Annotated in this window: 24 protein-coding genes; 6 read left to right on the top strand and 18 right to left on the bottom strand. The window is 67.3% G+C overall.

From position 1 onward, the window contains the following. Window positions 1–37: 37 nt before the first annotated feature. Together DPM12_RS05705 and DPM12_RS05700 are read right to left on the bottom strand one after the other, a co-directional pair. Window positions 38–883, bottom strand: a complete 846-nt coding sequence (locus DPM12_RS05705) for a polysaccharide deacetylase family protein (protein ID WP_112257315.1) — start codon at window positions 881–883, stop codon at window positions 38–40. A 119-nt stretch (window positions 884–1002) separates the two neighbouring features. Then, window positions 1003–1239 (bottom strand): DUF1918 domain-containing protein, encoded by a 237-nt coding sequence (locus DPM12_RS05700; protein ID WP_211658499.1) that lies wholly within the window; start codon window positions 1237–1239, stop codon window positions 1003–1005. A 134-nt stretch (window positions 1240–1373) separates the two neighbouring features. On the opposite strand from DPM12_RS05700, the gene DPM12_RS05695 reads away from it, so the two are divergent. Further along, window positions 1374–1697, top strand: a complete 324-nt coding sequence (locus DPM12_RS05695) for a rhodanese-like domain-containing protein (protein ID WP_112257314.1) — start codon at window positions 1374–1376, stop codon at window positions 1695–1697. Window positions 1698–1737: 40 nt separating this feature from the next. On the opposite strand, the gene DPM12_RS05690 is transcribed toward DPM12_RS05695, so the two are convergent. Continuing rightward, the gene (locus DPM12_RS05690) at window positions 1738–2226 is read right to left on the bottom strand and encodes a GNAT family N-acetyltransferase (RefSeq protein ID WP_112257313.1); all 489 of its coding nucleotides are present in this window, start codon (window positions 2224–2226) and stop codon (window positions 1738–1740) included. Window positions 2227–2270: 44 nt separating this feature from the next. Further along, window positions 2271–3128 carry a helix-turn-helix domain-containing protein gene (locus tag DPM12_RS05685; protein ID WP_112257312.1) on the bottom strand — a complete coding sequence of 286 codons (858 nt, stop codon included), beginning with the start codon at window positions 3126–3128 and terminating at the stop codon, window positions 2271–2273. A gap of 192 nt (window positions 3129–3320) precedes the next feature. Between DPM12_RS05685 and DPM12_RS05680 the strand changes: the two genes are divergently transcribed. Next, on the top strand, window positions 3321–4079 hold the full coding sequence (locus DPM12_RS05680; RefSeq protein ID WP_123788473.1) for an SDR family NAD(P)-dependent oxidoreductase: 759 nt from the start codon (window positions 3321–3323) through the stop codon (window positions 4077–4079). Window positions 4080–4170: 91 nt separating this feature from the next. Here DPM12_RS05680 and DPM12_RS05675 read toward each other — a convergent pair whose 3' ends face one another. Next, window positions 4171–4896 (bottom strand): polysaccharide deacetylase family protein, encoded by a 726-nt coding sequence (locus tag DPM12_RS05675; RefSeq protein ID WP_158542773.1) that lies wholly within the window; start codon window positions 4894–4896, stop codon window positions 4171–4173. A gap of 670 nt (window positions 4897–5566) precedes the next feature. Here DPM12_RS05675 and DPM12_RS05670 point away from each other — a divergent pair. Beyond that, window positions 5567–5977 (top strand): rhodanese-like domain-containing protein, encoded by a 411-nt coding sequence (locus tag DPM12_RS05670; protein ID WP_112257498.1) that lies wholly within the window; start codon window positions 5567–5569, stop codon window positions 5975–5977. A gap of 114 nt (window positions 5978–6091) precedes the next feature. Here the strand turns inward: DPM12_RS05670 and DPM12_RS05665 are convergent, their stop codons facing one another. Beyond that, complete coding sequence (locus DPM12_RS05665) at window positions 6092–6325, bottom strand: hypothetical protein (protein WP_112257309.1); 234 nt, start codon at window positions 6323–6325, stop codon at window positions 6092–6094. 113 nt (window positions 6326–6438) lie between these two features. Here DPM12_RS05665 and DPM12_RS24450 point away from each other — a divergent pair, with 113 nt between their 5' ends. Then, the gene (locus DPM12_RS24450) at window positions 6439–6804 is read left to right on the top strand and encodes a Clp protease N-terminal domain-containing protein (RefSeq protein WP_112257308.1); all 366 of its coding nucleotides are present in this window, start codon (window positions 6439–6441) and stop codon (window positions 6802–6804) included. Window positions 6805–6863: 59 nt separating this feature from the next. On the opposite strand, the gene DPM12_RS05655 is transcribed toward DPM12_RS24450, so the two are convergent. The 4 genes from DPM12_RS05655 to DPM12_RS05640 all read right to left on the bottom strand — a co-directional run bounded on the left by DPM12_RS05655 (window position 6864) and on the right by DPM12_RS05640 (window position 12870). After that, window positions 6864–8450 (bottom strand): phytoene desaturase family protein, encoded by a 1587-nt coding sequence (locus tag DPM12_RS05655; protein ID WP_112257307.1) that lies wholly within the window; start codon window positions 8448–8450, stop codon window positions 6864–6866. A gap of 106 nt (window positions 8451–8556) precedes the next feature. Then, a complete protein-coding gene (locus tag DPM12_RS23105) occupies window positions 8557–8718 on the bottom strand; it encodes a hypothetical protein (RefSeq protein WP_158542769.1) in 162 nt (53 codons plus the stop codon). 250 nt (window positions 8719–8968) lie between these two features. After that, a complete protein-coding gene (locus tag DPM12_RS05645; RefSeq protein WP_112257497.1) occupies window positions 8969–9871 on the bottom strand; it encodes a putative RNA methyltransferase in 903 nt (300 codons plus the stop codon). Window positions 9872–9912: 41 nt separating this feature from the next. Then, window positions 9913–12870 carry an AfsR/SARP family transcriptional regulator gene (locus DPM12_RS05640; protein ID WP_112257305.1) on the bottom strand — a complete coding sequence of 986 codons (2958 nt, stop codon included), beginning with the start codon at window positions 12868–12870 and terminating at the stop codon, window positions 9913–9915. Between the two features lie 110 nt (window positions 12871–12980). Between DPM12_RS05640 and DPM12_RS05635 the strand changes: the two genes are divergently transcribed. Further along, window positions 12981–13931, top strand: a complete 951-nt coding sequence (locus DPM12_RS05635) for a hypothetical protein (RefSeq protein WP_112257304.1) — start codon at window positions 12981–12983, stop codon at window positions 13929–13931. A gap of 66 nt (window positions 13932–13997) precedes the next feature. Here DPM12_RS05635 and DPM12_RS05630 read toward each other — a convergent pair whose 3' ends face one another. Both DPM12_RS05630 and DPM12_RS05625 read right to left on the bottom strand, forming a co-directional pair. Next, a complete protein-coding gene (locus DPM12_RS05630) occupies window positions 13998–14855 on the bottom strand; it encodes an ABC transporter permease (RefSeq protein ID WP_112257303.1) in 858 nt (285 codons plus the stop codon). After that, a complete protein-coding gene (locus DPM12_RS05625; RefSeq protein WP_245951204.1) occupies window positions 14852–15889 on the bottom strand; it encodes an ATP-binding cassette domain-containing protein in 1038 nt (345 codons plus the stop codon). The genes DPM12_RS05630 and DPM12_RS05625 overlap by 4 nt, the downstream gene beginning before the upstream one ends. Window positions 15890–15972: 83 nt before the next feature. On the opposite strand from DPM12_RS05625, the gene DPM12_RS05620 reads away from it, so the two are divergent. Beyond that, window positions 15973–16743, top strand: a complete 771-nt coding sequence (locus DPM12_RS05620) for a TetR/AcrR family transcriptional regulator (RefSeq protein ID WP_112257301.1) — start codon at window positions 15973–15975, stop codon at window positions 16741–16743. 104 nt (window positions 16744–16847) lie between these two features. On the opposite strand, the gene DPM12_RS05615 is transcribed toward DPM12_RS05620, so the two are convergent. From DPM12_RS05615 to DPM12_RS05590, 6 genes are all read right to left on the bottom strand, one after another. Next, window positions 16848–17234, bottom strand: coding sequence for a VOC family protein (locus DPM12_RS05615; protein WP_112257300.1), 387 nt, complete (start codon window positions 17232–17234; stop codon window positions 16848–16850). A 188-nt stretch (window positions 17235–17422) separates the two neighbouring features. Next, window positions 17423–18376 carry a carbohydrate ABC transporter permease gene (locus DPM12_RS05610; protein ID WP_112257299.1) on the bottom strand — a complete coding sequence of 318 codons (954 nt, stop codon included), beginning with the start codon at window positions 18374–18376 and terminating at the stop codon, window positions 17423–17425. Further along, on the bottom strand, window positions 18373–19296 hold the full coding sequence (locus tag DPM12_RS05605; RefSeq protein ID WP_112257496.1) for a carbohydrate ABC transporter permease: 924 nt from the start codon (window positions 19294–19296) through the stop codon (window positions 18373–18375). Before DPM12_RS05605 ends, DPM12_RS05610 begins: the two co-directional genes overlap by 4 nt. A 93-nt stretch (window positions 19297–19389) precedes the next feature. Then, the gene (gene ngcE, locus DPM12_RS05600; protein WP_112257298.1) at window positions 19390–20868 is read right to left on the bottom strand and encodes an N-acetylglucosamine/diacetylchitobiose ABC transporter substrate-binding protein; all 1479 of its coding nucleotides are present in this window, start codon (window positions 20866–20868) and stop codon (window positions 19390–19392) included. Window positions 20869–20943: 75 nt separating this feature from the next. Continuing rightward, window positions 20944–21741 carry a sugar isomerase domain-containing protein gene (locus tag DPM12_RS05595; RefSeq protein WP_112257495.1) on the bottom strand — a complete coding sequence of 266 codons (798 nt, stop codon included), beginning with the start codon at window positions 21739–21741 and terminating at the stop codon, window positions 20944–20946. Window positions 21742–21951: 210 nt separating this feature from the next. Further along, complete coding sequence (locus DPM12_RS05590; RefSeq protein WP_211658492.1) at window positions 21952–22908, bottom strand: MurR/RpiR family transcriptional regulator; 957 nt, start codon at window positions 22906–22908, stop codon at window positions 21952–21954. Between the last annotated feature and the right edge of the window lie 143 nt (window positions 22909–23051).

Below are 23051 nucleotides of genomic sequence, written 5' to 3'. Positions count from 1 at the left end.
GCGGCCTGCCAAGTGTTCATGATCAGCGGAAAGGGGGTTAGGGGAGGCTCGTCTCGTAGCCGATCCGGTCGAGCGCCGGCAACAGTTGGGTGAGTGCCCGGACCATCTGCGATCGGTCACCACCGCCATCGTGCAGTCGCACCACGGAACCGGATTCGAGGCCATCGAATACGCGTTGGATGATGGTCAGCGCGCCCGGACGGTCACGGTCGTGGGGATCGACGGTCCAGTCGAGGACATCGAGACCGTGGTGCGTCACGATCGGGGCGACCTCGGCGGTCACGTGCGTGCCGGGCTGGCGAAAGTACGAGACGTCCGCATCCGGTGTGGCGTCGGCGATGGCATCGATCGTGTCGGCGATCTCCGCGTCCATCGTTCGCGGCGTCCGATCGGCGAGATCGTGATCGTGGCTGTACGTATGGTTGCACAGCGCGTGCCCGCGCGACGCGATCTTGCGGACGAGTTCGGGATGCTCCCGGACACGTTCCCCGACGACGCAGAACACGGCGGTGGCATCGTACGTCACCAGGAGGTCGAGAATCTGCGGAGTGTGTACCGGGTGCGGCCCGTCGTCAAAGGTCAAGATCACAGTTTGTTCATCGTCGGACGAACCACCAGGCAGCTCGGCTGCGTTCGGACCGCCCGTATCTGGTGGGCCGCCATCACCGGAACCACCCGTGTGACCAGTGTCACCAGCGTTATCGCCGTTTTCGATGTCCTGGGTGTCATCGTTTCCAGACTCGACAGTGCCGTTGGAGCCGTCGGTCTCGGAGGCGGTGTCCGATGGTCCGGCGGACGAGTCAGCGTCCGAATCACCAGCGTTCCATGCAAACGCCAGCAGGCCGACGACCACGCCCACCAGTACGGGTCCCGGTATCTTCATGTGCCTCCCAACCCGACACACAAACGATGATCCGATCGTAAACGATCAGATGACGGGCGTGGGTCGGGTTGAGAGGATTTCTCAATAATCGGAACGGGGTTCCTATGTGACGAGGGACATCACGTTGTGCTCGTCTGCTCGGCCGACTCGACATGCGCGTCCGGGCCGGGATAGACGAGAGCTTCGGCTCCGCTGTCATTCCAGCGCACCAGGAACGGTGGCGCACCGTCAGGGCCGTGCGTCTCGAGGATCTCGCCGTCGCGACGCGAGATGCCTACCTTGGCCCCTTCGATGATGAGATGATCTCCGGTACGTGCCTGCACGTCTTCCTCCAGTGGTTTAACGTCGACGTTCAACCAGCAGCTATGTCCCAGAGTGCTCCTCGCATACGGCATTGGCAAGGAGTCTCATCTCTTCCAGGATGCTCCTCGCAGGGGCGCGATGTCGAACGGCTGTGAGCGGCACCGGAACCGGCTGACACACTGAGAGTATGAACGTCTCCGAGATCGACGTGCACGCCGTGCCGGATGGCGCGTTCCTGCTGGATGTTCGTGAAGAGGACGAGTGGCTCGCCGGGCACGCTCCCGAGGCAGTTCACATCCCGCTCAGCGAGCTGCACGATCGCGCAGACGACGTCCCGGGGGACCAGCAGGTGTATGTCGTCTGCAAGGTGGGCGGCAGATCCGCCCACGCGGCAGCATGGCTGAACGGGCTGGGCCGGAGAGCCGTGAACATCAGCGGGGGAATGGACGCCTGGCAGGCGGCGGGCCTGCCGATGACGAGCGAGACCGGCGGGGAACCGTTCGTCGCGTGACGAACGGGCGCACCGCCCGCCGACGCCTGCCGGGTCGTGTTCACAGCCGGCGGTACATGATGTGCAAGCCGACGTAGCCGTGCTCAGGGTGGTGGAAGGCTTCGGGAACCGTCGTGAGGATCTCGAAGCCCAGTGACCGCCAGAGCTTGACGGCATGGGTGTTCGTCTCGACCACGGCGTTGAACTGCATCGCGCGGTAACCATCGGCGCGTGCCTGGTCGACGACGTGTTCGGCCAGAGCACGTCCCACACCACGGCCGCCGTGTTCGGGCGCCACCATGAAGCCCGCATTCGCGACATGCGCGCCAGGACCGCCCAGATTGGGGTGGCTCTCCGCGGTCCCGAGAATGCTGCCGTCGGTGTCGACGGCGACGAACGTACGTCCCGGCAGGTCGTGCATCCAGTACGTGCGGGCCCACTCTTCACTGACGTGGCGGTCCCAGGCGAACGTCTCACCGGCAGCGGCGATGTCCTGCATGAATCGCCAGATGTGTGGCCAGTCGTCGGCCGTCGCTTCCCGGATGTTCATGGCATTAGCATGCCAAGTTCCCGTCCGGTGGCGATGCCGGGGTCTCAGCTGGGCACGGCCCGCAGATTGCCGGAGCGGCGTCCCGACAGCCGGTCCAGCGCGCCGGCCGTCGCATCGTCGTCGGGGAGAAGGACGACGATGCGCTGCCCGCTCGCCCCCGGAACGTCGAAAGCTTCGTACGCCAGCCGAAGCTCGCCGACCTCGGGGTGAACGAGCCGCTCAACGCCGGTTCGCTGGGGAAGCGTAGGTGGGGCGGCCAGCCGATCGGAGAACGAAGCGCCTGCCGACACTTCGAGTTCCTCGGTGAGCGCCGCCACATGTGGATCCTCGGGCGGCGCGGCCGATCTGAGGGTGGCGACGTGCTCGTCCGCGACACGATCCCATTCCGGGTAGATCTCGCGTGCACGGGGATCGGTGAACAAGAACCGGAGCACGTTGGGTGGCTGGGTGTCGAACAGCCCGAACGGGCGGGCGAGGTGGTCGTAGCCGCCGGTGAACGCCAGCACGTCGCCGAGCCGGTTGAGCACGGTGGCCGGTGTGGGTTCGAGACGGTCGAGCATCGCCTGCACGGTCGCGCGCACGGAGCGGTCCGGTGGTTCGGCCGCCCCGCACAGGCTGGGATCCCCAGCAGTGATCTTGGACAGCCACCGCAGGTGCAGGCGTTCCTCGGTGGGCATGCGCAACGCGTCGGCGATGGCGCCGAGCACCTGCGGGGAGGGATGCCGGTCGCGTCCCTGTTCGAGCCGGGTCAGGTACTCGACGCTGATGCCGGCCAGGGTGGCCAGCTCCGCTCGACGCAGGCCCGGTGTCCGTCGACGGTTGCCTGCGGGCAATGCGACATCGGCGGGGGTCACCGCCTCGCGGCGCGAGCGCAGGAACGCGCCGAGCTCGTTGTCGCTCATGGTTATCAAGCTTACCCGTGCCAGGCGAGCTGAGCGTGGCCCCGGCAGGGCTAGTCTTCGTGCGGTCTCCCTGTCCGGCGCTTCTGGCCGCATCGTGGAACACGGCCCCGAAAGCGTGGGCGCACCGATGCGGCGTGGCACGCGGCATCGGATCCAGTGGCCGACGAGTCGCCAACGAACGAGGAGTTTGACATGGATCTGGGCATGACCGGACGTACCGTGATCGTCACCGGAGCACCCGGTGGCATCGGCCGGCACATCGCACGCACGTTCGCCGCCGAGGGCGCGAACGTCGTCGTGACATACCGGCAGGCGCACGACGACGCAGAGCGGCTCGCCAAGGAGTTCGACGGGCGCGGTCTGGCAGTCCCATACAACATGGCCGACGACGACGCGGCGGGACGCCTCGTGGAGCGCGTTCTGGAATGGGCCGGACGTATCGACGTGCTGGTCAACAACGCTGTCTATTGGGGTGCCGACGCACCCACACCCGGACGTGCGTTCGAGTCCGTGCCGGACGAGCGGTGGCTAGGAGTGGTACGTACCAACATCGAGGGCGCCTTGCGGCTCAGCCGGGCCGTCGCGCCAGTGATGCGGGAACAGAAGTGGGGGAGGATGGTGCACATCTCGTCGAGCATCGCCACCGACGGCATGGCCGGCGCGGAGTACTACGGGACAGCCAAGGCTGCGCTGCACGGCTTCAGCCGTTCCGCAGCGTTCAACCTGGGAAGCGACGGCGATATCCTGTCCAACGTGGTCATGCCGGGCCTCACCCGCACGGAGACGAACGAGCACATCATCACCGAAGAGATCGAGCAGCACATCACCTCGGTCACACCCCTGGGCCGGCTCCTGAACGCCTCGGAGATCGCCGGTCCGGTGGCCTTCCTCGGATCGGCGGCGAACACCGGCATCACCGGGCAGGCGATCACCGTGACGGGTGGCGCCTGAGCCCGGCCACCAGGGCAGGTCGGCTTCCGGTGGCTCCGGCGTGGTTCCGGCTGCGCTCCCACCGGGAGCCGACCTGCCGGCGGGCAGGGCATCAGGTGGTGTCTGGCCTGAGCCGGGGGATGACGATGTCGTAGCCGGCAGCCTCGACGTCGTCGAGAATCTGGGGGAGAGCGGTAACCGTCTGGGATCGGTCACCACCGCCATCGTGCAAGAGGATGATCGAACCCGGCTCGATGTTCTGGCGTACCCGTTTGGTGATCGTGGCGACGCCTGGCCGGTTCCAGTCCCGGGCGTCCAGCGTCCAGTCGAGCGGAGCGAGGTCGTAGTCCGCAGCAACGGCGGCGAGCTCGGGCTTGACATGCATCTCGGGCTGCCGGAAAAACCGGATCGAGGCATCCGGAGTGGCCTCGATGATCGCGTCCATCGTGTCGCCAATCTCCTCCTCGATCCGGGAGCGAGGACGATCCGGCAAGTGGGCATCGTGACTGTACGAATGGTTGCACAGCACATGACCGTCGGCGGCGATCCGCCGGATCAGCTCCGGATGCTTGTGCGCGAGCTCACCGAGTACGCAGAACACGGCGCGCACGTCGCGAGCTTCGAGCACGTCGAGAATTTCTGGTGTATACGTGGGATGCGGCCCGTCGTCGAAGGTCAACGTGACGCCGTCGGCGGCCCACTCGGAAAGGTCGGGAAGCGTACCAGCGATGCGAGCCGGCTGATCGTCCGACGATTCGCTGGCCGCGCCACTGTTCGCCATAGCCAGCGCGACGACCACGATGACCATGCCAACAAGTGCGGGACCCGTAAGCTTCATGTGACTCCCCATCACCGAGCACGTGTCCGACGTCGCGATCATAAGGGCACGAGGGGCGGGAATCCGGAAGGCACGCCAGGAGCGTCCGGGATTGTCGCAGATCGGTCGGCCCTGCCGGGGTGACGCAATTCGATTGCCATGCCACATCGATCTCCACGAGCATGAGCGGATGGCTGGGATGTTCGCCTCGTACACGTGTGTACGGCGGGCCTCCCTGCCGGCCTGCCGGGGACGGGGCTCCTGCCGGGGACGGGGTTCTCAGGAGATAACTTGACATAATGTACATTATCGGCGTTGTGTGTGGTTGCGGGGAAGAGGCTCCCGAGTCTGGTCACTGCCTGCTTCACTGCCATCTTCTTGGGTGTGTGTAACGTCCAGACACGCCTGAGAGGCTCTGGACGTTACACACACCCAAGAAGATGCACGCTGCAAGCCACAAGGTGCGCTGGGGCCAAGACATGAACAGCTACCGGGCTGTCAGCTGGCGTCGCACGGCGGCGTGGCGACATCACGTCGCGCACGTCCCAGCAGCCCGTGGCAGGATGTGGGCCCCAATCGGCGCCATTTCCCCTGGTGGATCCATCCTGGCCCGCATAGGTTCGACACCATGACCACACAGTCGCACGGCAGATCGTCGCAGGCCGGTCAGTCGGAGAACGGCGAAGGCCATATGACCAGGAATGATGCAAAATCGCCCGTGTCCGAGGTTCCGGCCGCGCCCGCCGCAGATGCCGAAGCACACTTCGCCGGGCTGCTGGCCTTCGAAACGGACTGCTGGGACGTACACGATGCGATGTCGCGCGGCGTGGCAGACTTCGTGCTACTGGACGTGCGTAGCCCGGACCTGTTCGCCGCCGGACACGTGCCGGGTGCGCGCAACCTGCCGCACGGCCGGCTCATCGAGCGCAACCTCGCCGAGTATCCGATGGGTACGCTGTTCGTCGTCTACTGTGCGGGCCCGCATTGCAACGGCGCCGACAAGGCCGCCGTTCGGCTCGCCCGGCTGGGGCGGCCGGTGAAGAAGATGATCGGTGGTGCCACCGGCTGGCTCGATGAGGGCTTCGACCTCGTCGAGAGCTAGAACGCGAGCGGGTGCCTGCGTGCGGCCGTGGCGCACGCAGGTTCACCCGCAGGCCGGAGCGCACGTCATTGACCGACCCGCTCACACGGGCCGCGCCGCGCCCGGCCAACCTGATCACGACTGTTTACGATTCTTGGGAACGTCGGGCGCGTCGTCGAGTTCCTCAAGATCGTGACCCGGCGAGTCGGAGCTCACGCCCATTCCGCCCTGCGTGCGACGTTGCCGATGGAGCATGGCGTCTTGCGCTTCCTGGTCGTGCAGGGCTTGCTCGGTGTGTCGCTCGCGGTCGATTTCGCGCGGGTCCTCCCCCGGCGTTACGTCTTGTTTCGTGCGGCGATCATCTGTCATTGCCGGTCACCTACCCGAGATCTTCTCCCCTGCCACGCTAGCGCACGCCCGCGACGTGGGACGAGAATTGTCGTGTCCTGCATGAACGGCATGAACAGGCGTGGCGCTCACGGATGCGAGTGGTGCCGTGCGCGGTGAATGTCCCCGAGAAAGCGCTTCTGGCGCCGAAACACGTGGATTCGGCGCGCACGGCCGGTGTCTGGCAGGAAGGCCGGCATCGTCGGGAAGGTGGGCACGGAATGGTGAGGCGAAGGGTGGTCGGTACGCCCCGCTATCGCGCAACACTCGAAGCTGCTGAATCGGTGTCGAGGGAAATGGGCCATGGTCATGTCGGTGTCGAACACCTGTTTCTGGCGATGATTCAAGATCCTCGTTCGATCGCAGGTGCTTTCGGAGATGATCGATCTCGGCCGTATCGAAACGAGAATTCGCGAGTTGATGGAGTCGGACGCATATGGCGGATCAAACGGTGCGGATGACGACGGCCACCAGCCGTCAAGCTAGGCCGTGAACCTGGCGTCCGAGGACTTCGAGGACGTCACTTGCCCAGCACCGCCATGGCGGCGGCGCGGCCGGGAATGCCGCTGACACCGCCGCCCCGCCGCGCTCCTGCACCGCAGAGAAGCACCCGGGCATGCTCCGTCTCGACGCCCCAGCGGCCGGCTTCGTCCTCGTGCTCGACGAACGGCCAGGACAGGTCGCCGTGGAAAATGTGACCGCCGGGTAGACCGAGCTCATGCTCGAGGTCGACGGGTGTGTGCGCCTCCAGGCAGGCCCGGCCGTCGACGTCGGTGTACAGGCAGTCCTCGATGGGTTCGGCCAGCACGCTGTCCAGCGACGCGAGTACGGCCCGGGTGGCGTACTCGCGAGCCGCATCGTTGTCGTCGCGGAACAGCCGTGCCGGCATGTGCAAGCCGAACACGGTGAGCGCGTGGGCACCGTCGGCGCGCAGGGACGGCCCGAGAACAGAATCGTCGGTGAGCGAGTGGCAGTACACGTCGCACGGGGCCGGATGGGGAATCGTGCCCGCCCGGGCCCAGGCGAACGCCGCCCGCAGCTGGGAGCTGCGCTCGTTGACGTGCAGTGTCCCGCCGAACGCCAGCTCGGGATCCGCACCGCTACGCAGCCTGGGTAGGCGGCGCAGCAGCATGTTCACCTTCAGCTGCGCGCCTTCGGGTGCCGTCCCGGGTTCTTCACCGAGCAACCTGGCCAGTGTGGCCGGTGCGCAGCCGGCCAGGATGTGCCCGGCACCGACGCGATGCGTGATGCCGTCGGCGTCGACGAAGCTGACCTCACCGTCCGGATCCACCGCCGTGACCACGGCGCCGGTGTGGATTGCTGCTCCCCTGGCCCGCGCCGCATGCTCCAGCGCCTCGCTGACCGCGCCCATGCCGCCGACGGGCACGTCCCAGTCCCCCGTGCCGTTGCCGACCACGTGATACAGGAAGCACCTGTTGGCCAGCAGTGACGTGTCGTGGACGTCGGTGAACGTGCCGATCAGCGCGTCGGTGAGGACGACACCTCGGACGGCGTCGTCGCCGAACGCCGTGGTGACGGTGTGCCCGATGGGTTCGTCGACGAGCATGCGCCAGGTCTCGTCGTCGTCGACGAGGCGTCGCATCGACTCGCGCGAGATCAGCGGCTGCGTCATTGTCGGGAAGATCCGCGCAGCGGCGTGTGCGATACGGGAGTGGAAGTCGTTCCAGGTGGCGTACTCGCCCGCGCTGCCGGTGACGTCGGCGAACGATGCTGCGGTGCGTGCCGTCCCGTCGAGGCCATCGTCGGTGTCCACCAGTAGCCCGGTGTGTCCGGTGGGCGTGTAGGAGGCGGAGCGGCGCTGGCGCAACGTGATGGGCAGTGCGAGCTCGTCGACGATCTGGCGTGGCAGCAGCGACACGAGGTAGGCATACCGCGACACCCGGGCGTCGACGCCACGGAACGGGTGCGTCGAGACGGCGGCTCCCCCGGCCTGATCAAGCCGTTCGAGAACCAGCACGCTGTACCCGGCATCGGCGAGGTAGGCGGCGGCGGTCAGCCCGTTGTGACCGCCGCCGATCACCACGGCGTCGTACCTGCTGGACAATCTCGGAGCGTGGTGCACGGCGCGAGAGCCGATCCTGCTCATCTGGGTGGCGTCTCCCGGGTTGCGCTGATCCTGGTCATGTCGAGCCTGGTCGTGTCGAGCTCGCGACCGTTCACCGGTCGAGCCCGCGACCGTTCACCGGACCCGTTCACATCGGTTCCGCCCGATCGGTCCCCGGCTCCTCCCGGTCACCAGCCTGCTCCGGTGCGGGCCGCCGCTGCGGGATGTGATGCTCGGCGGTCTGTTCGGAGTCCTTCTCCCCCACGTTTCCCGTTCGCCAGGCAGCGAACGTCAAGATGCTCCATACCACGATCTGTACCGTCCCCTTGTGTTGTGCCGCGGCCCTCGCGTCGAAGGCCCTGCCCCACCCGGCATCAGCCTGTCGGGAGGACGACCCCGTGATCAACCCCGAGACGGGGATCTCAGGGAAGCCTCCGGGGTTCCCCTCCTCCCCCGTGTCGGGGTCCGGCTTCGACCGTGGTCCGACCCGCGTACGTGCGTCCCCGGCTCTCCTGCATCCGCCGCCTGATCCGCGTACGACTGCGGTCCGACCCGCGTGATCACCGCTGGCGCGGCCGGTAGCGCGCGACCGTGACGGCCCCGGTCACCGCCATCGGCGTGGTGAGCCGCGCGACCCGTGCGGCCCGTGCAGCGGCGTCGAGATGGTGGGCGCTGGGACCCATCCGGGCCGCCCGCTCGACGTCGGCGGACGGGAGGTGCATCTCGAACCGGATCTCCTCGCGGGCGTCCAGCTCGAACCACGCTCCCAGCGACTCCTCCACCCGCTCGTCCTTGCGCTCGTCGACGGTGAGCAGCCCGAGTGCCTCGACGAGTTCGCGCAGGTGCTCCGGCATGGGAGTGACGACGACGAGAATCCCCTGCGGGCGCAACACGCGGTGGAACTCGGCGCCATGACGTGGGGCAAAGATGTCCAGCACGACGCTGGCGGATCCGTCGGAGATCGGCAGGCCGCGCCAGACGTCGGCTCCCAGCGCGCCCGCACGCTGATGTGCCCGGGCAGCGCGGCGCAGCGCGTAGCGTGACACCTCGAACGCGACGCCCCATGCCTGCGGGAGCTGGTCGAGTAGCTCCCGCAGGTAGTAGCCCGTGCCGGCGCCCGCGTCGACGATGAGCCCCGGTGCGTCGAGTGCGGGCGCGTCAGGATCAGATGTGTCGAACTCGGATGCGTGCGGGCCGATCGCGTCGCTGGTGGTGACCATCTGCCGCACCGCGCGCGCAACGGGCTGGTAGTGCCCGGCGCCGAGGAAATCCGCCCGCGCGGCCACCATGTCGGCGGTGTCGCCGGTGCCGCTGGGCCGCCGCCCCGTCTGGAGGTTCACGTAGCCGTGCCGGGCTGCGTCGAACGAGTGACCGGACGGGCAGCGCAGCGCTCGCTCGCGTGCGTACAGCCCCGCGCCGCAAACGGGGCAGCGCAACGCTTGCAGGATCGTCTCGGGCACCATCGGTCCGATACTCGCACGCGGCGACGTTTCGCTCGGCACGGTCACCCGCGGGGTGCTGCTGTCGAACAGCCCGGCCGCGGAGCCGGGTGCTCGCCCCGGGACGCTCTGGCATGTTCGACCCTGCCCATGCGGGTCAACACCTGGCCGAGCTCGTGACGGAGCGTCTCGTCCGCGACGGCGGACGTGATGGGTTCTCTGGGGTCGTGGGCCTCGCCCAACGCCCGCTCGAAAAAGCTCGCCGCCTGCGGCAGGTTTCCCGCATCCCGATGGGCGCGGGCCAGCGTCGCCGCCACCACCCGGTGTGCGAGCGTGTATCCTGCGGCGTCACCGAGTCGCAACGACGTCTCACCGTGCTGGATGGCCTGGGTATATCGTCCCAGCGCGGCGTAGGCGAGGCCGAGATTTTTGGACGCGTCGACTCCGAGGTAAGGATCGGCGCTCCCGAGCTCACGCCACACCTCGATCGCTGCCGAGGCGCGCGCCACGGCCTGCTCGTACTCGCCGTTCTTCACGAACAGCTCGGCGAGGTGGCAGGAGGTGATGGCGTAGCTGCGCCGGTTTCCGCCCCGCTCGTGTGCGTACAGCGCCTCGTCGAAGCAGCGCAGCGCCTCGTCGACGGCCCCGACCTCCAGATGGGCGAGCGCGAGCATGGTGAGCCCGCGACCCAGCGTGGTGTGTTCCTCGCCTCGACGGTGATGGTCGACGAACATGCCGAGATGCTCGATCGCGGTGGTGGCGGGTCCCTGGCGCAGCGCATAGCCACCCAGGCACATCCGGACCAGCATCTCGGACGGCTTGTCGTGCTCGTGCCGGGCCCGTTCCAGGAGTGCGGCAGCCAGCGCCTCCCAGCCGGACCAGTAGCCCCCCGCCTCGGCATAGTTGCCTAACAGGCTGGCTAGCTGCGCCAGGCCGTAGAGCGGCGGGTCGGGTTGTCCGAGGACCTGGAGGCTGATCGTCGTCAGGTTGACGTGCTCGTCGGCCAGCCACTCCACGGCCGTGGCCCGATCGCCGAAGCGTTGGGCCACGGCCGACCCTTCGAGCTGAAGTGGCGGCGTGTCCAGGGCGGGCATCATGGCTTGTACGGCGTGCGCGGCCGAACCGGCCAGCTGTTCGAAGCCGCGGCGTACCGCCTGATCGCGTTCAGCAGCCGGATCTGGCGGGCTGTTGGGGCCGCCCGACCCTCCGCCGTCGGCGGATCCGCCATGCTCACCCGAACTGTCGGGTGCACCCCCGTATGAACGCTCCCGGGCGTACACGCGGAGCAGGTCGTGATAACGGTACCGTCCCGGCGCGGGCTCGGTGAGCAGATGCAGGTCGACGAGAGCGTTCGTGATGCGCTGGAGCTCGGCGTCGCCGACATCCAGAACCGCGGCGGCCGTGCGCCACGACAGCGAGGCCACTTCCGGTAGTGCAAGCAGGCGGAACGCGCGGGCCGTAGCAGGGTCGAGCTGCTGGTAGCTCAGCGCGAGGCTGCTGCGCACGCCGACGTCTGCGACGGTCAGCTCGTCGAGCACGCGGGCCGAGCCCAGGCGTTCGGCGAAGTCGGCCAGGCGGCGTCCGGGCTGTGCGGCCAGCCGGCTGCCGGCGATCCGCAAGGCCAGGGGCAGGTGACCACAGGCACGGACGATCGCTTCGGCGGCGTCCGGCTCGGCAGCCACCCGGTCCGCTCCCACGGTCGACGCGAGCAGCTGATGCGCTTCCTCGCCGGTGAACTCGCCGATCTCGACGGAGAGAGATCCTTCGAGCAAGAACAATCGGGAGCGGGCGATCACCAGGACGGCGCACTGCTCGTCTCCGGGCAGCAGCGGGCGGACCTGGGCCGCGTCGGCGGCGTCGTCGAGCACCACCAGCACGCGACGTCCCGCGAGCAGGGTCCGATACAGCGCGGACCGGTCGTCGACGCCGGCGGGTATCTCGTCGGCGCCGGTACCGAGCGCCCGGAGGAAGGCCGCAAGCACGTCGGCGGGTTCGGCTGGCGCGTCGCTGGAGCCTCGCATGTTGGCGAATAGCTGCCCGTCGGTGAAGAGCTCGCGCACCTGGTGCGCGACCCGCAAGGCCAGCGCGGTCTTGCCCGCGCCGCCCTGCCCGGTCAGCGTGACCACCGGCAACGTGCGCATCTGGCCGGTGACGGCGGCCCGGATGCGTGCGGCCACGGTCTCGCGGCCGTGAAAGTCGGCGACGGCGGGTGGCAGCTGTGCCGGGGTCGGCCGAACCATCGGGCTCTCGTCCGTGCTCGCCGCCCGTTCCGGTGCGCCACCCCCCTGCTCGTCGGCGTGCTCCGCTTCCAGGAGTTCCTGGTGCAGCGAGAACACCTCTGCTCCTGGCTCCGAGCCCAGCTCGTCGATCATGCGGGCGCGCAGGTCCCGGAAGACGCCCAGCGCCTCCGCGCGGCGACCGGCCCGCTGCAGCGCCGTCATGAGCAGCGCGTGCACCGTCTCGCGGAAGGGGTTCTCCCCCGCATGCCACAGCAGCTGCGGGACGAGTTCAGCCGCCTGGCCGGCGTCGAGGTCCGCGGCCACCCGGCGCTCGTACGCGCTCAGGCATTCCTCGTGCAGCGCGTCGGCATGCTGGTCGCGCAGGTCACACTCGCCGAGTCCGGAGAGCACCGGACCACGCCACAGGCCGATCGCCGCATGCAGCAACGTCCGGGCGTCGTCCGCGTTCGACGTGGCGGCCTCAGCGACGAGCCGCCGGAACCGGTGCAGGTCGATCTGGTCCGGATCGACGTCGAGGCGGTACCCGTCCGGAAAGCTGGTGATCGCGACGTCGGGAATGGGTTCGAGAACGCGGCGCAGGTTGGAAATGTACACCTGCGTCGCCTTCCTGGCGGCAGCGGGCGGATGCGTGCCCCACACGGCGTCATAGAGCCGATTCAGCGAGACCAGTTGCCGGGGTTCGAGCAGCAGCGCGGCCAGCACGCACCGCTGCTTGGGTGCGCCGAGCGGAAGCGACCGGTCGTCGTATACGGCCTCAACCTGCCCCAGCAACCTGAAGATCACACTACGAGACTATCGGAGCGACGGTGATCGTCCCGGACCAGCGCCCCAACCATTTCTTTACCGCCGGTTCCTAGGGTCGGGCACGTACGTTCGAGCGGAGGAGTGACGACATGACCATCAACGCACTGCGGTCGCGGAGCCCGGCGAGTTCGTGGGTGAGATCGGCCGTGGCCGTCGCCGGGGCGGCCGTCACGGCCCTGGCGATGTCCGGCACGGCCTGGAGCGCACCCGAGCCGCAGGCGCAGCCGTACCAACAGCCACATGCGCCCCTACAGCCCCAGGAGAATCCACAATCACAGGTGTATCCACAGCCACAGATGGCCGGGCTCACCGACGAACTGGGTGAGTACCCGGACGGCGAGGCCGGCTCGATGACGGGGCTGTGGACCGGCAGTTCGTTCGTCACCATGAAACGCGGAACGACGGATGTGACCGTCGGGTACACGATGCGCAGCGACTTCTGGTTCCAGATCGACGCCCAGGGCCAGGTGTCCGGCCACGCGTACGCGGTGTATCAGCCGACGTTCGACGCGTCGGGCCTGGACGCCAAGATCAGCGTCGTGAAGAACTACACCAGCGGGATGCTCGGGATGCTCCCGGGCGGCCAGCTCGGCATGGTTTCCGGGCTGATCAACGCGGCCAAGGAGGCCGGAAAGACCGGCATCGCCGGCATCGTCGGTGTCAAGGGCAAGTACGAGGACCCGCAACCGGTGCGGTCCGGCGAGATCACCGGCTATGTGGACGATGCGACGAACTCGATCCACATCGAATGGGTCGATGCCGGTCAGGCTAGCAGCATCCCGCTGTCCGTGTCGCTGGCCTACATCGACGAGAACGTGCCGGTCACCGATCAGGAGCTGGACGTGTGGACGCCGTGGCAGGAACCGGCGGTGATCAGCGAAGGTTCCCAGGGCTGGCTGGCGGTGTCCGACACGAGTGAGCAGAGCGAAGGTGACTCGGGCGACGGCGACTCGGAGGAGGACGGCGACTCCGGCCAGGAGGCGACGAGCTCGGTGACGCAGTTCTGGACCGCCCAGCGGGTCGGGTCGATCGACGGGTAGCGCACGTCCCGATGCCCGTGACCGCCGAGAGCATCGACCGGACATGGGCATCATCGGTGCCAATGTTCATGACGTGGTGCGGCGGCGGAAGAGGCGGCCCGAGATCGGCATGACCAGCACGAGGATGCCGACGCACCACGCGATGGCCAGCCACGCGCTGTTACCGATCGGTGTGCCCGTGAGGAGGCCGCGGACCGTCTCGATGATCGGCGTGACGGGCTGGTGTTCGGCGAAGCCGTGCAGCACGCTTGGCATCGTTTCGGGCGGCACGAAGGCGCTGCTGACGTACGGCAGGAACAGGACGAAGAAGGTGAATCCGCTCGCCCCATCCGGCGTCTTGGCGATCAATCCGAACAGTACGGACACCCACGTCATCATGAGAACGAACAGCGTGATCGCGCCGATCGCGGCGGCCCATTCCAGCACGGATGCCGTTGGCCGGAAACCGATGAGCAGCGCCACACCGACGACGAGTGCGGTGGCGAACAGGTTGCGCGCCAGGCTGGCAACGACGTGGCCGAGCACGACGATCCAGTTCCCGATTGGCAGCGAGCGGAACCGGTCGATGACGCCGGTGGACATGTCGTTGGTGACGTTGATGGCCGTGATGGCGGCGCCGAATCCCGCGGTGAGAAGGATGACGCCGGGCACCACGTAGTCGACGTAGGCAACGGGTGCGACGTGTTCGATTCCGCCTTCGATGGCGCCGCCGAACACGTAAACGAACATCAGCATCAGCATGATGGGCAGCGCAACGCTCGTGATCATCGAATCCGGACTGCGCAGCGTGTGCCGGAGTCCACGGGTGATGAGGACGAGGGCGTCGCTGGCGAGCCAGCGTGCGCCCGTTCCGGGCCGGGAGCCTGCACGGGCGTTCTCCGGCCGGGTGTCGTGCGTGTCGTGATGGATCAGGGTCGCGTTCATGCGGCGTCGGCTCCTTCCGTGGCGACGGCGCGAGCGGTGGTGCGGGTGCCGTCGCCGTCGGGACGGGCCTGTCCGGTGAGGTCGAAGAACACGTCGTCCAGGGTCGGCCGGGACAGCTGGAGGTCGGTCGCTCGCACCGGCACCTGGCCGAGCGCGTTCAGCACGTCGCGGACCTCATCCGGTCCGCCGACGGCCGTGCTGAGCCGCAGCGCCTCCTCGTCGACATGCAGGTCCTCGACCCCGAGTGCGGTGCGCGCGGCGGCGAGGTCGGCGGTGTGCTCGAAGGACAGTTCCAGGCGCTCGGTACCCACCCGCTGCTTGAGTTCTGCTGCCGTTCCGTCGGCGATGATCCGGCCATGGTCGATGACGGCGACGCGATCGGCGAGCTGGTCGGCCTCTTCGAGGTACTGCGTGGTCAGCAAGATTGTGGTTCCGGAGGCGACGAGTCCGCGGATCACGTCCCACATCGCTTGCCGGCTACGTGGGTCGAGTCCGGTGGTCGGCTCGTCGAGAAAGATCACGGGCGGGTCGGCGATGAGGCTCGCCGCGAGGTCGAGGCGGCGGCGCATGCCGCCGGAGTAGGTCCGCACGGCGCGGTCGGCGGCGTCGACGAGATCGAACTGGTGCAGCAGCGTGTCGGCTCGTGCCCGTGCGGCCGCCTTGCCCAGGTGGTAGAGCCGGCCGATCATGACGAGGTTCTCACGCCCGGTCAGGACCTCGTCGACCGTGGCGTACTGCCCGGTGATGCCCATGACACGGCGCACCTCGTCGGGCTCGCACGCCACGTCGTAGCCGGAGATGGTCGCCTCTCCCCCGTCGAAGGGAAGCAAGGTGCTCAGGATGCGCACCGTCGTGGTCTTGCCCGCGCCGTTGGGACCGAGCAGGGCGAGCATGGTGCCCGTGTCGACGTCCAGATCGACGCCGTCGAGGACGGCGCTGTCTTTGAAGGATTTTCGCAGGCCGCTGGCGTGTATCGCGGCCTGGCGGGTGGGTTTCACCGTGGCCATCCCCTCACGTATGACTGTGTTCTCCATAAACTGTATGCAGTGTATACCAATGTGTTTATGATATACACAGTTTCGAGGCGGCAGTCAATCGAACGAGGCGAGCAGACGGTATGTGCACAGATCAGCCGGCCAACCGCAGCCCTGCCCGGACGCTCGAACTGCTCTGGGACACGGTCACTCCGCCCAGCCGTGGCCCCAAGCCTTCGCTGAGCGTGGCGAAAATCGTGCAGACCGCGGTCGAGATCGCCGACGCCGAGGGCCTGACGGCGGTGTCCATGCGGCGCGTCGCCGACGAGCTGGGATTCACCCCCATGTCGCTGTACCGGTACGTGCCCAGCAAGGACGATCTCCTGGAACTGATGCAGGACGCCGCAGCCGCCTTGCCGCCCGGCGTGACGCTCGCCGACATGCCGGGCGGCTGGCGCGAGGGAACCCGGTGGTGGGCGCGGCAGACACTGGCGATGTTCCGCCACCATCCGTGGTTCCTGGATATACCCCTGAGCAGGCCACCCATGGGTCCGAACCACGTGCGGTGGATGGAGAGCTTCCTCGGTGCCTACGCGGACACCGGCCTGTCGCACGGCGAGATGATGGGCGTGTTGCAGCTGGTCAGCACCTACACGTTGAGCGCCGGCCGGATCGAGCTGAACCTGACCCAGGCGTCGTCACAGACCGGCGTGGCGCCGGACGAGTGGGACCCGATCTACGGGCAGCTACTCGCCAAGGTGATCGATCCCGCCGAGCTTCCCATGCTCGCACGCACGCTGCGCTCGGGCGTCTTCGACACGGAAGGCACGGATCCCGCCGACGACGTCGAATTCGGCTTGGAGATCATTCTGGATGGTGTGGAGGCACTCATCCGGCGCCGCCAGGACGATTGACGTGGCGTTCGTGCAGGCGGTCCCGTCTGTGCAGACGGCCGCACCTGCGCGGGCGGCCCCATCGGTGCGGGCGGCGGCCCCGTCTGTGCAGGTGGCCGCACTGGTCACTCGCCTCGCGGGTGGAAACCCGGTTTTTGCTCGACGAACGTCACGCTGTTGCCGTCCGGGTCAAGCACCGTGCCGAACGTGACCTTGTCGGACGTCGTCTCGTCGTACTGCAGGTCGATGCCCGCGGCGGCCAGCCGCCGTTGGGTGGCGGCGATGTCGGGGACGTGCAGCGTTACCATGCTGCCGCCGGCTCGCTCGCGGTCGTAGATCAGCTGGATCGTGCCGGCCGGCCCGAGATACCAGTCGGCGAGGCCGGCCATCGGGCGCGCGCTCTCTCGCTGGCCGATGACCGTGCTCAGCCACTCGATCGAGGTCTCCATGTCGCTGGTGGCGAGGCCGGCCAGTACGCCGGAGATCGTGGCGCCGGGTGTTTCGACAGGCATCCGGAGTCCTTCCCTTCGGGTTCTCGACGGTGCATGGTTTCTGCACGTATGGACTCGACCCGGGTTCCGGACTCATCGGTGAGATGACACGCCACTTGTTGGGTCTGCGGAACGTCCAGAGCCCTGGATGCGTGCCTGAACGTTCCACAGACCCAACAAGTGCGTATGGACGCGGTGACGTGGCCCCTCTACTTGAGGACGCCGCCGGTCAGGCCGGCTTGGACCTGCTTCTGGAACAGGATGTACACGATCAGCACCGGCAGCAGGGCGATGACCAGACCGGCGAACAATGCGGTCCAATCCGCGCGAAAGCCCGTGTTCGCGGCCAGGGTCCCGAGTCCTTGGGCCAGTACCCGTTTGTCCCCGTCCTGCATGATCACCAGCGGGAGGACGTACTGGTTCCAGTGGCCCAGGAAGTTGAACAGCGCCAGGCTCACGATTCCCGGCTTGGCCATCGGGAGCATGATCGTGAAGAACAGCCGGAAGTGCGAACAGCCGTCCATGATCGCCGCCTCGGAGACGGAGCTGGGCAACGTGCGGAAGAACGCCGTGAGGAAGAACACCGTAAACGGCATCGAGAACGCGACGTACACCAGTGCCAAGCTCAGGTAGCTGTTCAGCCCGAGCATCGGCCCGATGAGCGGCAGCTCCCCGGTCTCGCGGACCACGAAGAACATCGGCACCAGGGCGAGGAACACGGGCAGCACGAGCCCGGCGACGAACACGTAGTAGACCAGCCGGTTGCCCGGGAAGTCGTACCGGGCGAGCACGTAGGCGCCCATGGATCCGAACAGCATGGTCAGGGTCAGCGACATGGAGATGACGATGATGCTGTTGAGGAAGTACTGCCCGATGTTGGCCGCCGACCATGCCCGGGCGAAGTTGTCCCACTCCAGTCCGCTGGGCAGGCCCATCGGGTCGGTGCGGAACTCGCCGTTGGTCTTGAACGACGACAGCATCGCCCACAGCAGCGGCAGTGTCGTGACCAGGGCCCAGAACAGCAGGAACCCGCCGTTCAGGAAGCTGATGGCCCGCTCGCCCGGGCCGACCCCCGGCGTCCGTCGCCGCGGGCTGACCGGCCTCGGCGGCTGGCCGTTGCCATCGGGTTCGTGGTCGTGCGTCATGGTTGTCGTCGTGCTCATGCCAGCTCCACCCGCTCTCGTCGCATGATCCGCATGAACAGCACGGCGATGGTCATGGTCAGGACGAGCATCAACACACCAATGGAGGACGCGTAGCCGAAGTCATTGTTACTGAATGCCTCCCGGTAGATCGCCACGCCGAGGACGTCACCGGCACCGTCGACGCCGCCGTGCACGCCGAGCATGATGTGCACGAAGGCGAAACCGTCCATCGCCTGGATCGCCATGTACACCCAGCCGACCTGCACGGTGTCCCAGACCAGCGGCAGCGTGACCCTGCGGAACGTGGTGAATCGGGTGGAGCCGTCCAGCAGCGCGGCCTCGTAGATTTCCTTGGGGATCGACTGCATCGCGGCGGAAAACAGCACGACATAGAAGCCGACGAACGACCACGTCATCACGAGGAGGACGATCCAGATGAGATAGGAGGGTTCGCCCAGCCACAGCTGGGTCAAACCGTCCAGGCCGATGAAGCTGAAGAGGCTGTTGAGGATCCCGCCGGCCGACTCGGGCGCGAACACGTACTTGAATACGATGCCGACGATCACCACGGAGAGCACCTGCGGGAAGAAGTACACGATCCGGTAGATCGACGAGCCTCGCACGCCCTGGACGGCCACTCCCCGACGCTTGCCCCCGACGTTGAGCATCGAGGCGAAGAACAGGCCGAGCAGGAGCGTCAGCACCGGCGCGAAGACCAGCAGGATCAAGTTGTTGCGCAGCGCCGTCCAGATCTGATCGTCGTTCCACAACTCTACATAGTTGTCGAATCCGATGACGTTGAAATCCGTCGTCAGGCCACTCCAGTCAGTAAACGAGATGTAGATGGCCTGGATGTACGGCGAGAGCATGTACAACGCGTAGATCCCGACCGGTGGGAGCAGGAACGTCAGGATGAACGGGTACATGCCGCGCTTCATCGGTGAGCGCGACCGTGTTCGCTGGGTGCGCTGGCGCCGCGTCTCCTCGGCCGGCGCGGCGCCAGCGGGTTCGGTCAGGGTCATCGTCGGCCTTTACAGTTCCCGGTTTTGCTTGAGCAGGGAGTCGTCCTCGCGGATCTCTGCCGCGACCGCCTCACATTCGTCGACCCACTCGTCGACGGTGGCGTCGCCGCGCAGCAGCTTGCCGGTCGCCTGATCGATGCCGGGGTTCTCCATCTCCTTGTACCAGGTCGGATAGAACCAGTTCACGATGTTGTCCCCGGCGGCGTTGAGGGCCTCTTGCGCCGAGGACAACCCCGGCGCCAATTCGACGCCGTCCGCTGCGCCGATGACCGAGGTCAGGCTCGTCACCATCTCGGTGAACCCGCGTGCACCCTCTTGCGAGAGCATCGCGCGCATGTACTCCATCCCGGTGCGCGGATTGTTCGCATCGGCCGGGATGATGTACGGCTCGCCAGCCGTCGCCCGGATCGTTTCCAGCGGCATGACCGAGTCCTCGGACAGCAGCGGCTCCGGCATGACGGCCAGCTCGAACGAGGGGTCCTCGGCGATAGCATCGGCCTCCTCGTTCTCGATCCAGGAGCCCGACGGGCAGAACACCGCCTCTCCCCTGGCCCACAGCCCTTGGGCGTCGCGGTACTCCATGCCTTCGACGCCGTCGAGGAAGTAGCCGCCCTCGTGCAGGGAGCGTATGGCGCTCGCGGCTTCCCGCACGGCCTCGTGACCCCAGGCGCCCTCTTCCAGGTTGTCGATGGCGACAAGCACTTCAGGTCCGGCGAGCTTGGCAGCCATGGTGAGCAGCGGCCAGTTCATGTATCGGGGCGCGGTGACGCCCTGATACACCCACGGCGCGATGCCGGCGTCGGCGATCTCGGCGCACAGGTCGAGCATCTCGTCCCACGTGGTGGGTACCGACCAGCCGTTCTCGTCCATGAGGGTCTTGTTGTACCAGATCCCGAACACGGTGAACGTGTAGTTGAGGATGTACGGCTTGCCGTCGAACGTGCCGCTCTCGATGGTTCCCGCACGCAGCGTGTCGCGCACGGGGACCTCGGGATCGTCCCAGCTCGGTGCATCGAACAGCTCGGTGAGGTCGTGCAGTAGCCCGTCCGCCACCAGCTGCCCGGGGTCCATCTGGCCGTCGCCGGAGTTGTTGATGAAGTCCGGGGGATCCTCGGCGGCGAACCGGGTTTGCAGCTCGCCGGCGATATCGACGGCGGCGTTGTGGTCGATCTCCACGTCGGGCCAGCGCTCGGAGAAGATCGGCTGGTGGATGTCGGTGGCGTACGCGTCGCCGAAGCCGCCGTCGAAGATGTGGATCTCAACGGGCTCCTCGGGGTCGATGCCCAGCGGGTTCTCTTCGCTCCGTTCTTCGGGAGCCTCGGCGGTGTCGCCGCTGTCATCGTCGTCGTCATCGCTGCCGCCGATCGCGCACGAGGACAGCGCGACGCTGCCGGATCCGATCGCGATTCCGCCGGCGGCGATCTGCTGCAAGAACTTGCGCCGGGACGACGTACCCGACGGTGTCCTCCCTGTGATGCTGCTCGCCATGTCTATCTCCTTCTCGGGTGTCTGGGATGGATGAGAGGGCCGTGCCAGGGTGCGAAGGGACGGAGAGCGGGTCTCTCACCCACCACCGCGCCGGATGCGGCCCTCGTATCGCTTGAGTAGGGCGTCGTTGTGGGCATCTCCTTCGGGAACGTTCGAGGAGAGGTAGACAGGAGGTGTCTCGCCGGCGTCGAGGAGCCGGCGTACCACCTCTGCCGTGAGGAACTGTGCGAGAAGTGCCGACGTGATCGTGGATACCGCGCAGACGGCTCCCCCGCCTGGAAGCGGGAGCACGGCATCGCCGAACGGGCCGGCGTTGTCGAGGACGACGTCGGCAATCTCTCCGAGCTTGTCACCGGAAGGGTGACGTGACTCGACCTGCTCGCTGTGTTCGAGCGAGGTGATGGCGATCAGCGGATGGCCGCGTTCCTTGGCCAGTTCCGCCAGCCCGACGATGCTGCCGTTGATGCCCGAGTTCGACGCGATGATGAACACGTCGGCGGGATCAACGGGAGTGGCATCGTAGAGTCGCTGCGCGAGGCCGGGATCGCGCTCGACTCGTGGATCGGCCAGCATCGTCGGCGATTCCCCGTTCTCGATGACGAGGTCGCGCAGGGCGATGCGGTTGGTGGGGATCAGCCCTCCAGCCCGTCCGGCGATCTCCATGGCGATCGCCTGGGAGTGGCCGGTGCCGAACGCCTGGACGACGCCGCCTCGGCGGATGGCATCGGCAACGATGTCCGCGGCCTCGGCGATGTTGCCTCGTTGCGTGGCTGCCACCCGGTCGATGGCGTCGTGCGCTCGTGCGAGAAACGCGTCGGCGCTCACCGGTGGTGTCGGCTCACCATCGGCCTGCTCCCCCTGCCCGCTGGTCATATCGCTATTCACGTCCATTCCGGTCGCGGTGTCGTCGGCGGCATCGTCCGGGTCGTCGGACTGCGCCCGCCGGGTGCCCCGTGTGTTGCCGGGCTCCATCCTGCCAGTACTGTTCACGTTCTTTCCAGTTTTGTCTAGCCGTTCGTTATTCGCCTGATATCGACTTTCGATATCGGCGTCGGACGTCTATCATCGCGTGCTCGTGGCGTGCTAACCCCCCGCTTTCTTCACCCGTGGTCCTTTCCGGTGACCACTGACCGCGTCGGCCGTCACCTTCAATGCGGAAATCGTCTGCTCGTGGCGGCGCTGGGCCACGGCAACATAGACGAGATCGAGCACGATGATCTGCGGCAGCCGGGATGCCATGGGCGCCGGCCGGAATGTGGTCTCGTGCGTCGCCGTAGTCAGCAGGATGTCGGCTACCTCGGCCAGCGGTGCATCGGGAACGTTGGTGACGGCGACGGTGGTCGCGCCGCTGCTGGCCGCGACCGAGAGCATCTCAAGCGTCTCGTGGGTCGCTCCGGAATGCGACACGCCGATGGCAACGTCGCCCGGCTTGAGGAGGACCGAACTGGTCAGGCCCGAGTGAACGTCGCCCCAGGCCCACGTCGGCACCCCGATCCGGTGCAAGCTCAGCTGCATCTTGCCAGCCACGAGCGCGCTGCTGCCCATTCCGTAGACTTCCACGCGCCGGGCGTGGTCAATCGCCTCGGCAGCGCGGGACACCGCGTCGAGGTCGAGCTGGTTGACGGTCTCCTGGACCGCCCTGATCTCGGCCGTGGCGATCAGGTTCGCGACGCGGTCGAGCGAGTCGGTGGGGTCGATCTCGCGTCCGATGTCGATCTCCCAGCCAGCGACCGACGACGATCGGCCGGTCTCTTCGGCCATGGCCAGCCGCAGGTCGGCGTAGCCCGGAAGGCCGAGAGCGCGGCAGAAGCGGGTCACGGTGGCGGGCGAGGTGCCGCTGCGCTCTGCGGTTTCGAGGATCGTCGAGCGGGCGACCGCAGCCGGAGCCGACATGACCTGCTCCCCCACCTTCTGCAGCGCGGTCGGCAGGTTCGGCAGCAGGGCTCTCGTACGCGCCAGTACGGCGTCGCCGGTCAAGCGCTCGCCGGACGCTTGCTGGTCGATTGCTTCTCCTTCGGGAGAGAGTGCGGGCTCGGTCACGGCTCGGCTCCCCTTTTCGTTCGACATCCCTCCGTGCACCATGGATTCACACGGTAGACGGACGCTGTCGGCCGCATCGATACTCTCTCCACAGGCTGCTGAATTTGAGTTTCACGAATGGCGCTAGGCGGTAGTGTTGTGAA

Source organism: Phytoactinopolyspora halophila, assembly GCF_003287285.1.
Classification (GTDB): Bacteria; Actinomycetota; Actinomycetes; order Jiangellales; family Jiangellaceae; genus Phytoactinopolyspora_A; species Phytoactinopolyspora_A halophila.
Note: the sequence above shows the minus strand (reverse complement) of the source record. Positions and strands in the feature narration are given on the sequence as shown.

Bases quoted from the DNA above. Each gene is read 5' to 3' on its own strand.
- DPM12_RS05705 (WP_112257315.1), bottom strand. From the start codon at position 883: ATGAAGATACCGGGACCCGTACTGGTGGGCGTGGTCGTCGGCCTGCTG.
- DPM12_RS05695 (WP_112257314.1), top strand. From the start codon at position 1,374: ATGAACGTCTCCGAGATCGACGTGCACGCCGTGCCGGATGGCGCGTTC.
- DPM12_RS05690 (WP_112257313.1), bottom strand. From the start codon at position 2,226: ATGAACATCCGGGAAGCGACGGCCGACGACTGGCCACACATCTGGCGA.
- DPM12_RS05685 (WP_112257312.1), bottom strand. From the start codon at position 3,128: ATGAGCGACAACGAGCTCGGCGCGTTCCTGCGCTCGCGCCGCGAGGCG.
- DPM12_RS05680 (WP_123788473.1), top strand. From the start codon at position 3,321: ATGGATCTGGGCATGACCGGACGTACCGTGATCGTCACCGGAGCACCC.
- DPM12_RS05675 (WP_158542773.1), bottom strand. From the start codon at position 4,896: ATGAAGCTTACGGGTCCCGCACTTGTTGGCATGGTCATCGTGGTCGTC.
- DPM12_RS05670 (WP_112257498.1), top strand. From the start codon at position 5,567: ATGACCAGGAATGATGCAAAATCGCCCGTGTCCGAGGTTCCGGCCGCG.
- DPM12_RS05665 (WP_112257309.1), bottom strand. From the start codon at position 6,325: ATGACAGATGATCGCCGCACGAAACAAGACGTAACGCCGGGGGAGGAC.
- DPM12_RS24450 (WP_112257308.1), top strand. From the start codon at position 6,439: ATGCGAGTGGTGCCGTGCGCGGTGAATGTCCCCGAGAAAGCGCTTCTG.
- DPM12_RS05655 (WP_112257307.1), bottom strand. From the start codon at position 8,450: ATGAGCAGGATCGGCTCTCGCGCCGTGCACCACGCTCCGAGATTGTCC.
- DPM12_RS05645 (WP_112257497.1), bottom strand. From the start codon at position 9,871: ATGGTGCCCGAGACGATCCTGCAAGCGTTGCGCTGCCCCGTTTGCGGC.
- DPM12_RS05635 (WP_112257304.1), top strand. From the start codon at position 12,981: ATGACCATCAACGCACTGCGGTCGCGGAGCCCGGCGAGTTCGTGGGTG.
- DPM12_RS05630 (WP_112257303.1), bottom strand. From the start codon at position 14,855: ATGAACGCGACCCTGATCCATCACGACACGCACGACACCCGGCCGGAG.
- DPM12_RS05625 (WP_245951204.1), bottom strand. From the start codon at position 15,889: ATGGAGAACACAGTCATACGTGAGGGGATGGCCACGGTGAAACCCACC.
- DPM12_RS05620 (WP_112257301.1), top strand. From the start codon at position 15,973: ATGTGCACAGATCAGCCGGCCAACCGCAGCCCTGCCCGGACGCTCGAA.
- DPM12_RS05615 (WP_112257300.1), bottom strand. From the start codon at position 17,234: ATGCCTGTCGAAACACCCGGCGCCACGATCTCCGGCGTACTGGCCGGC.
- DPM12_RS05610 (WP_112257299.1), bottom strand. From the start codon at position 18,376: ATGAGCACGACGACAACCATGACGCACGACCACGAACCCGATGGCAAC.
- DPM12_RS05605 (WP_112257496.1), bottom strand. From the start codon at position 19,296: ATGAAGCGCGGCATGTACCCGTTCATCCTGACGTTCCTGCTCCCACCG.
- ngcE (WP_112257298.1), bottom strand. From the start codon at position 20,868: ATGGCGAGCAGCATCACAGGGAGGACACCGTCGGGTACGTCGTCCCGG.
- DPM12_RS05595 (WP_112257495.1), bottom strand. From the start codon at position 21,741: ATGACCAGCGGGCAGGGGGAGCAGGCCGATGGTGAGCCGACACCACCG.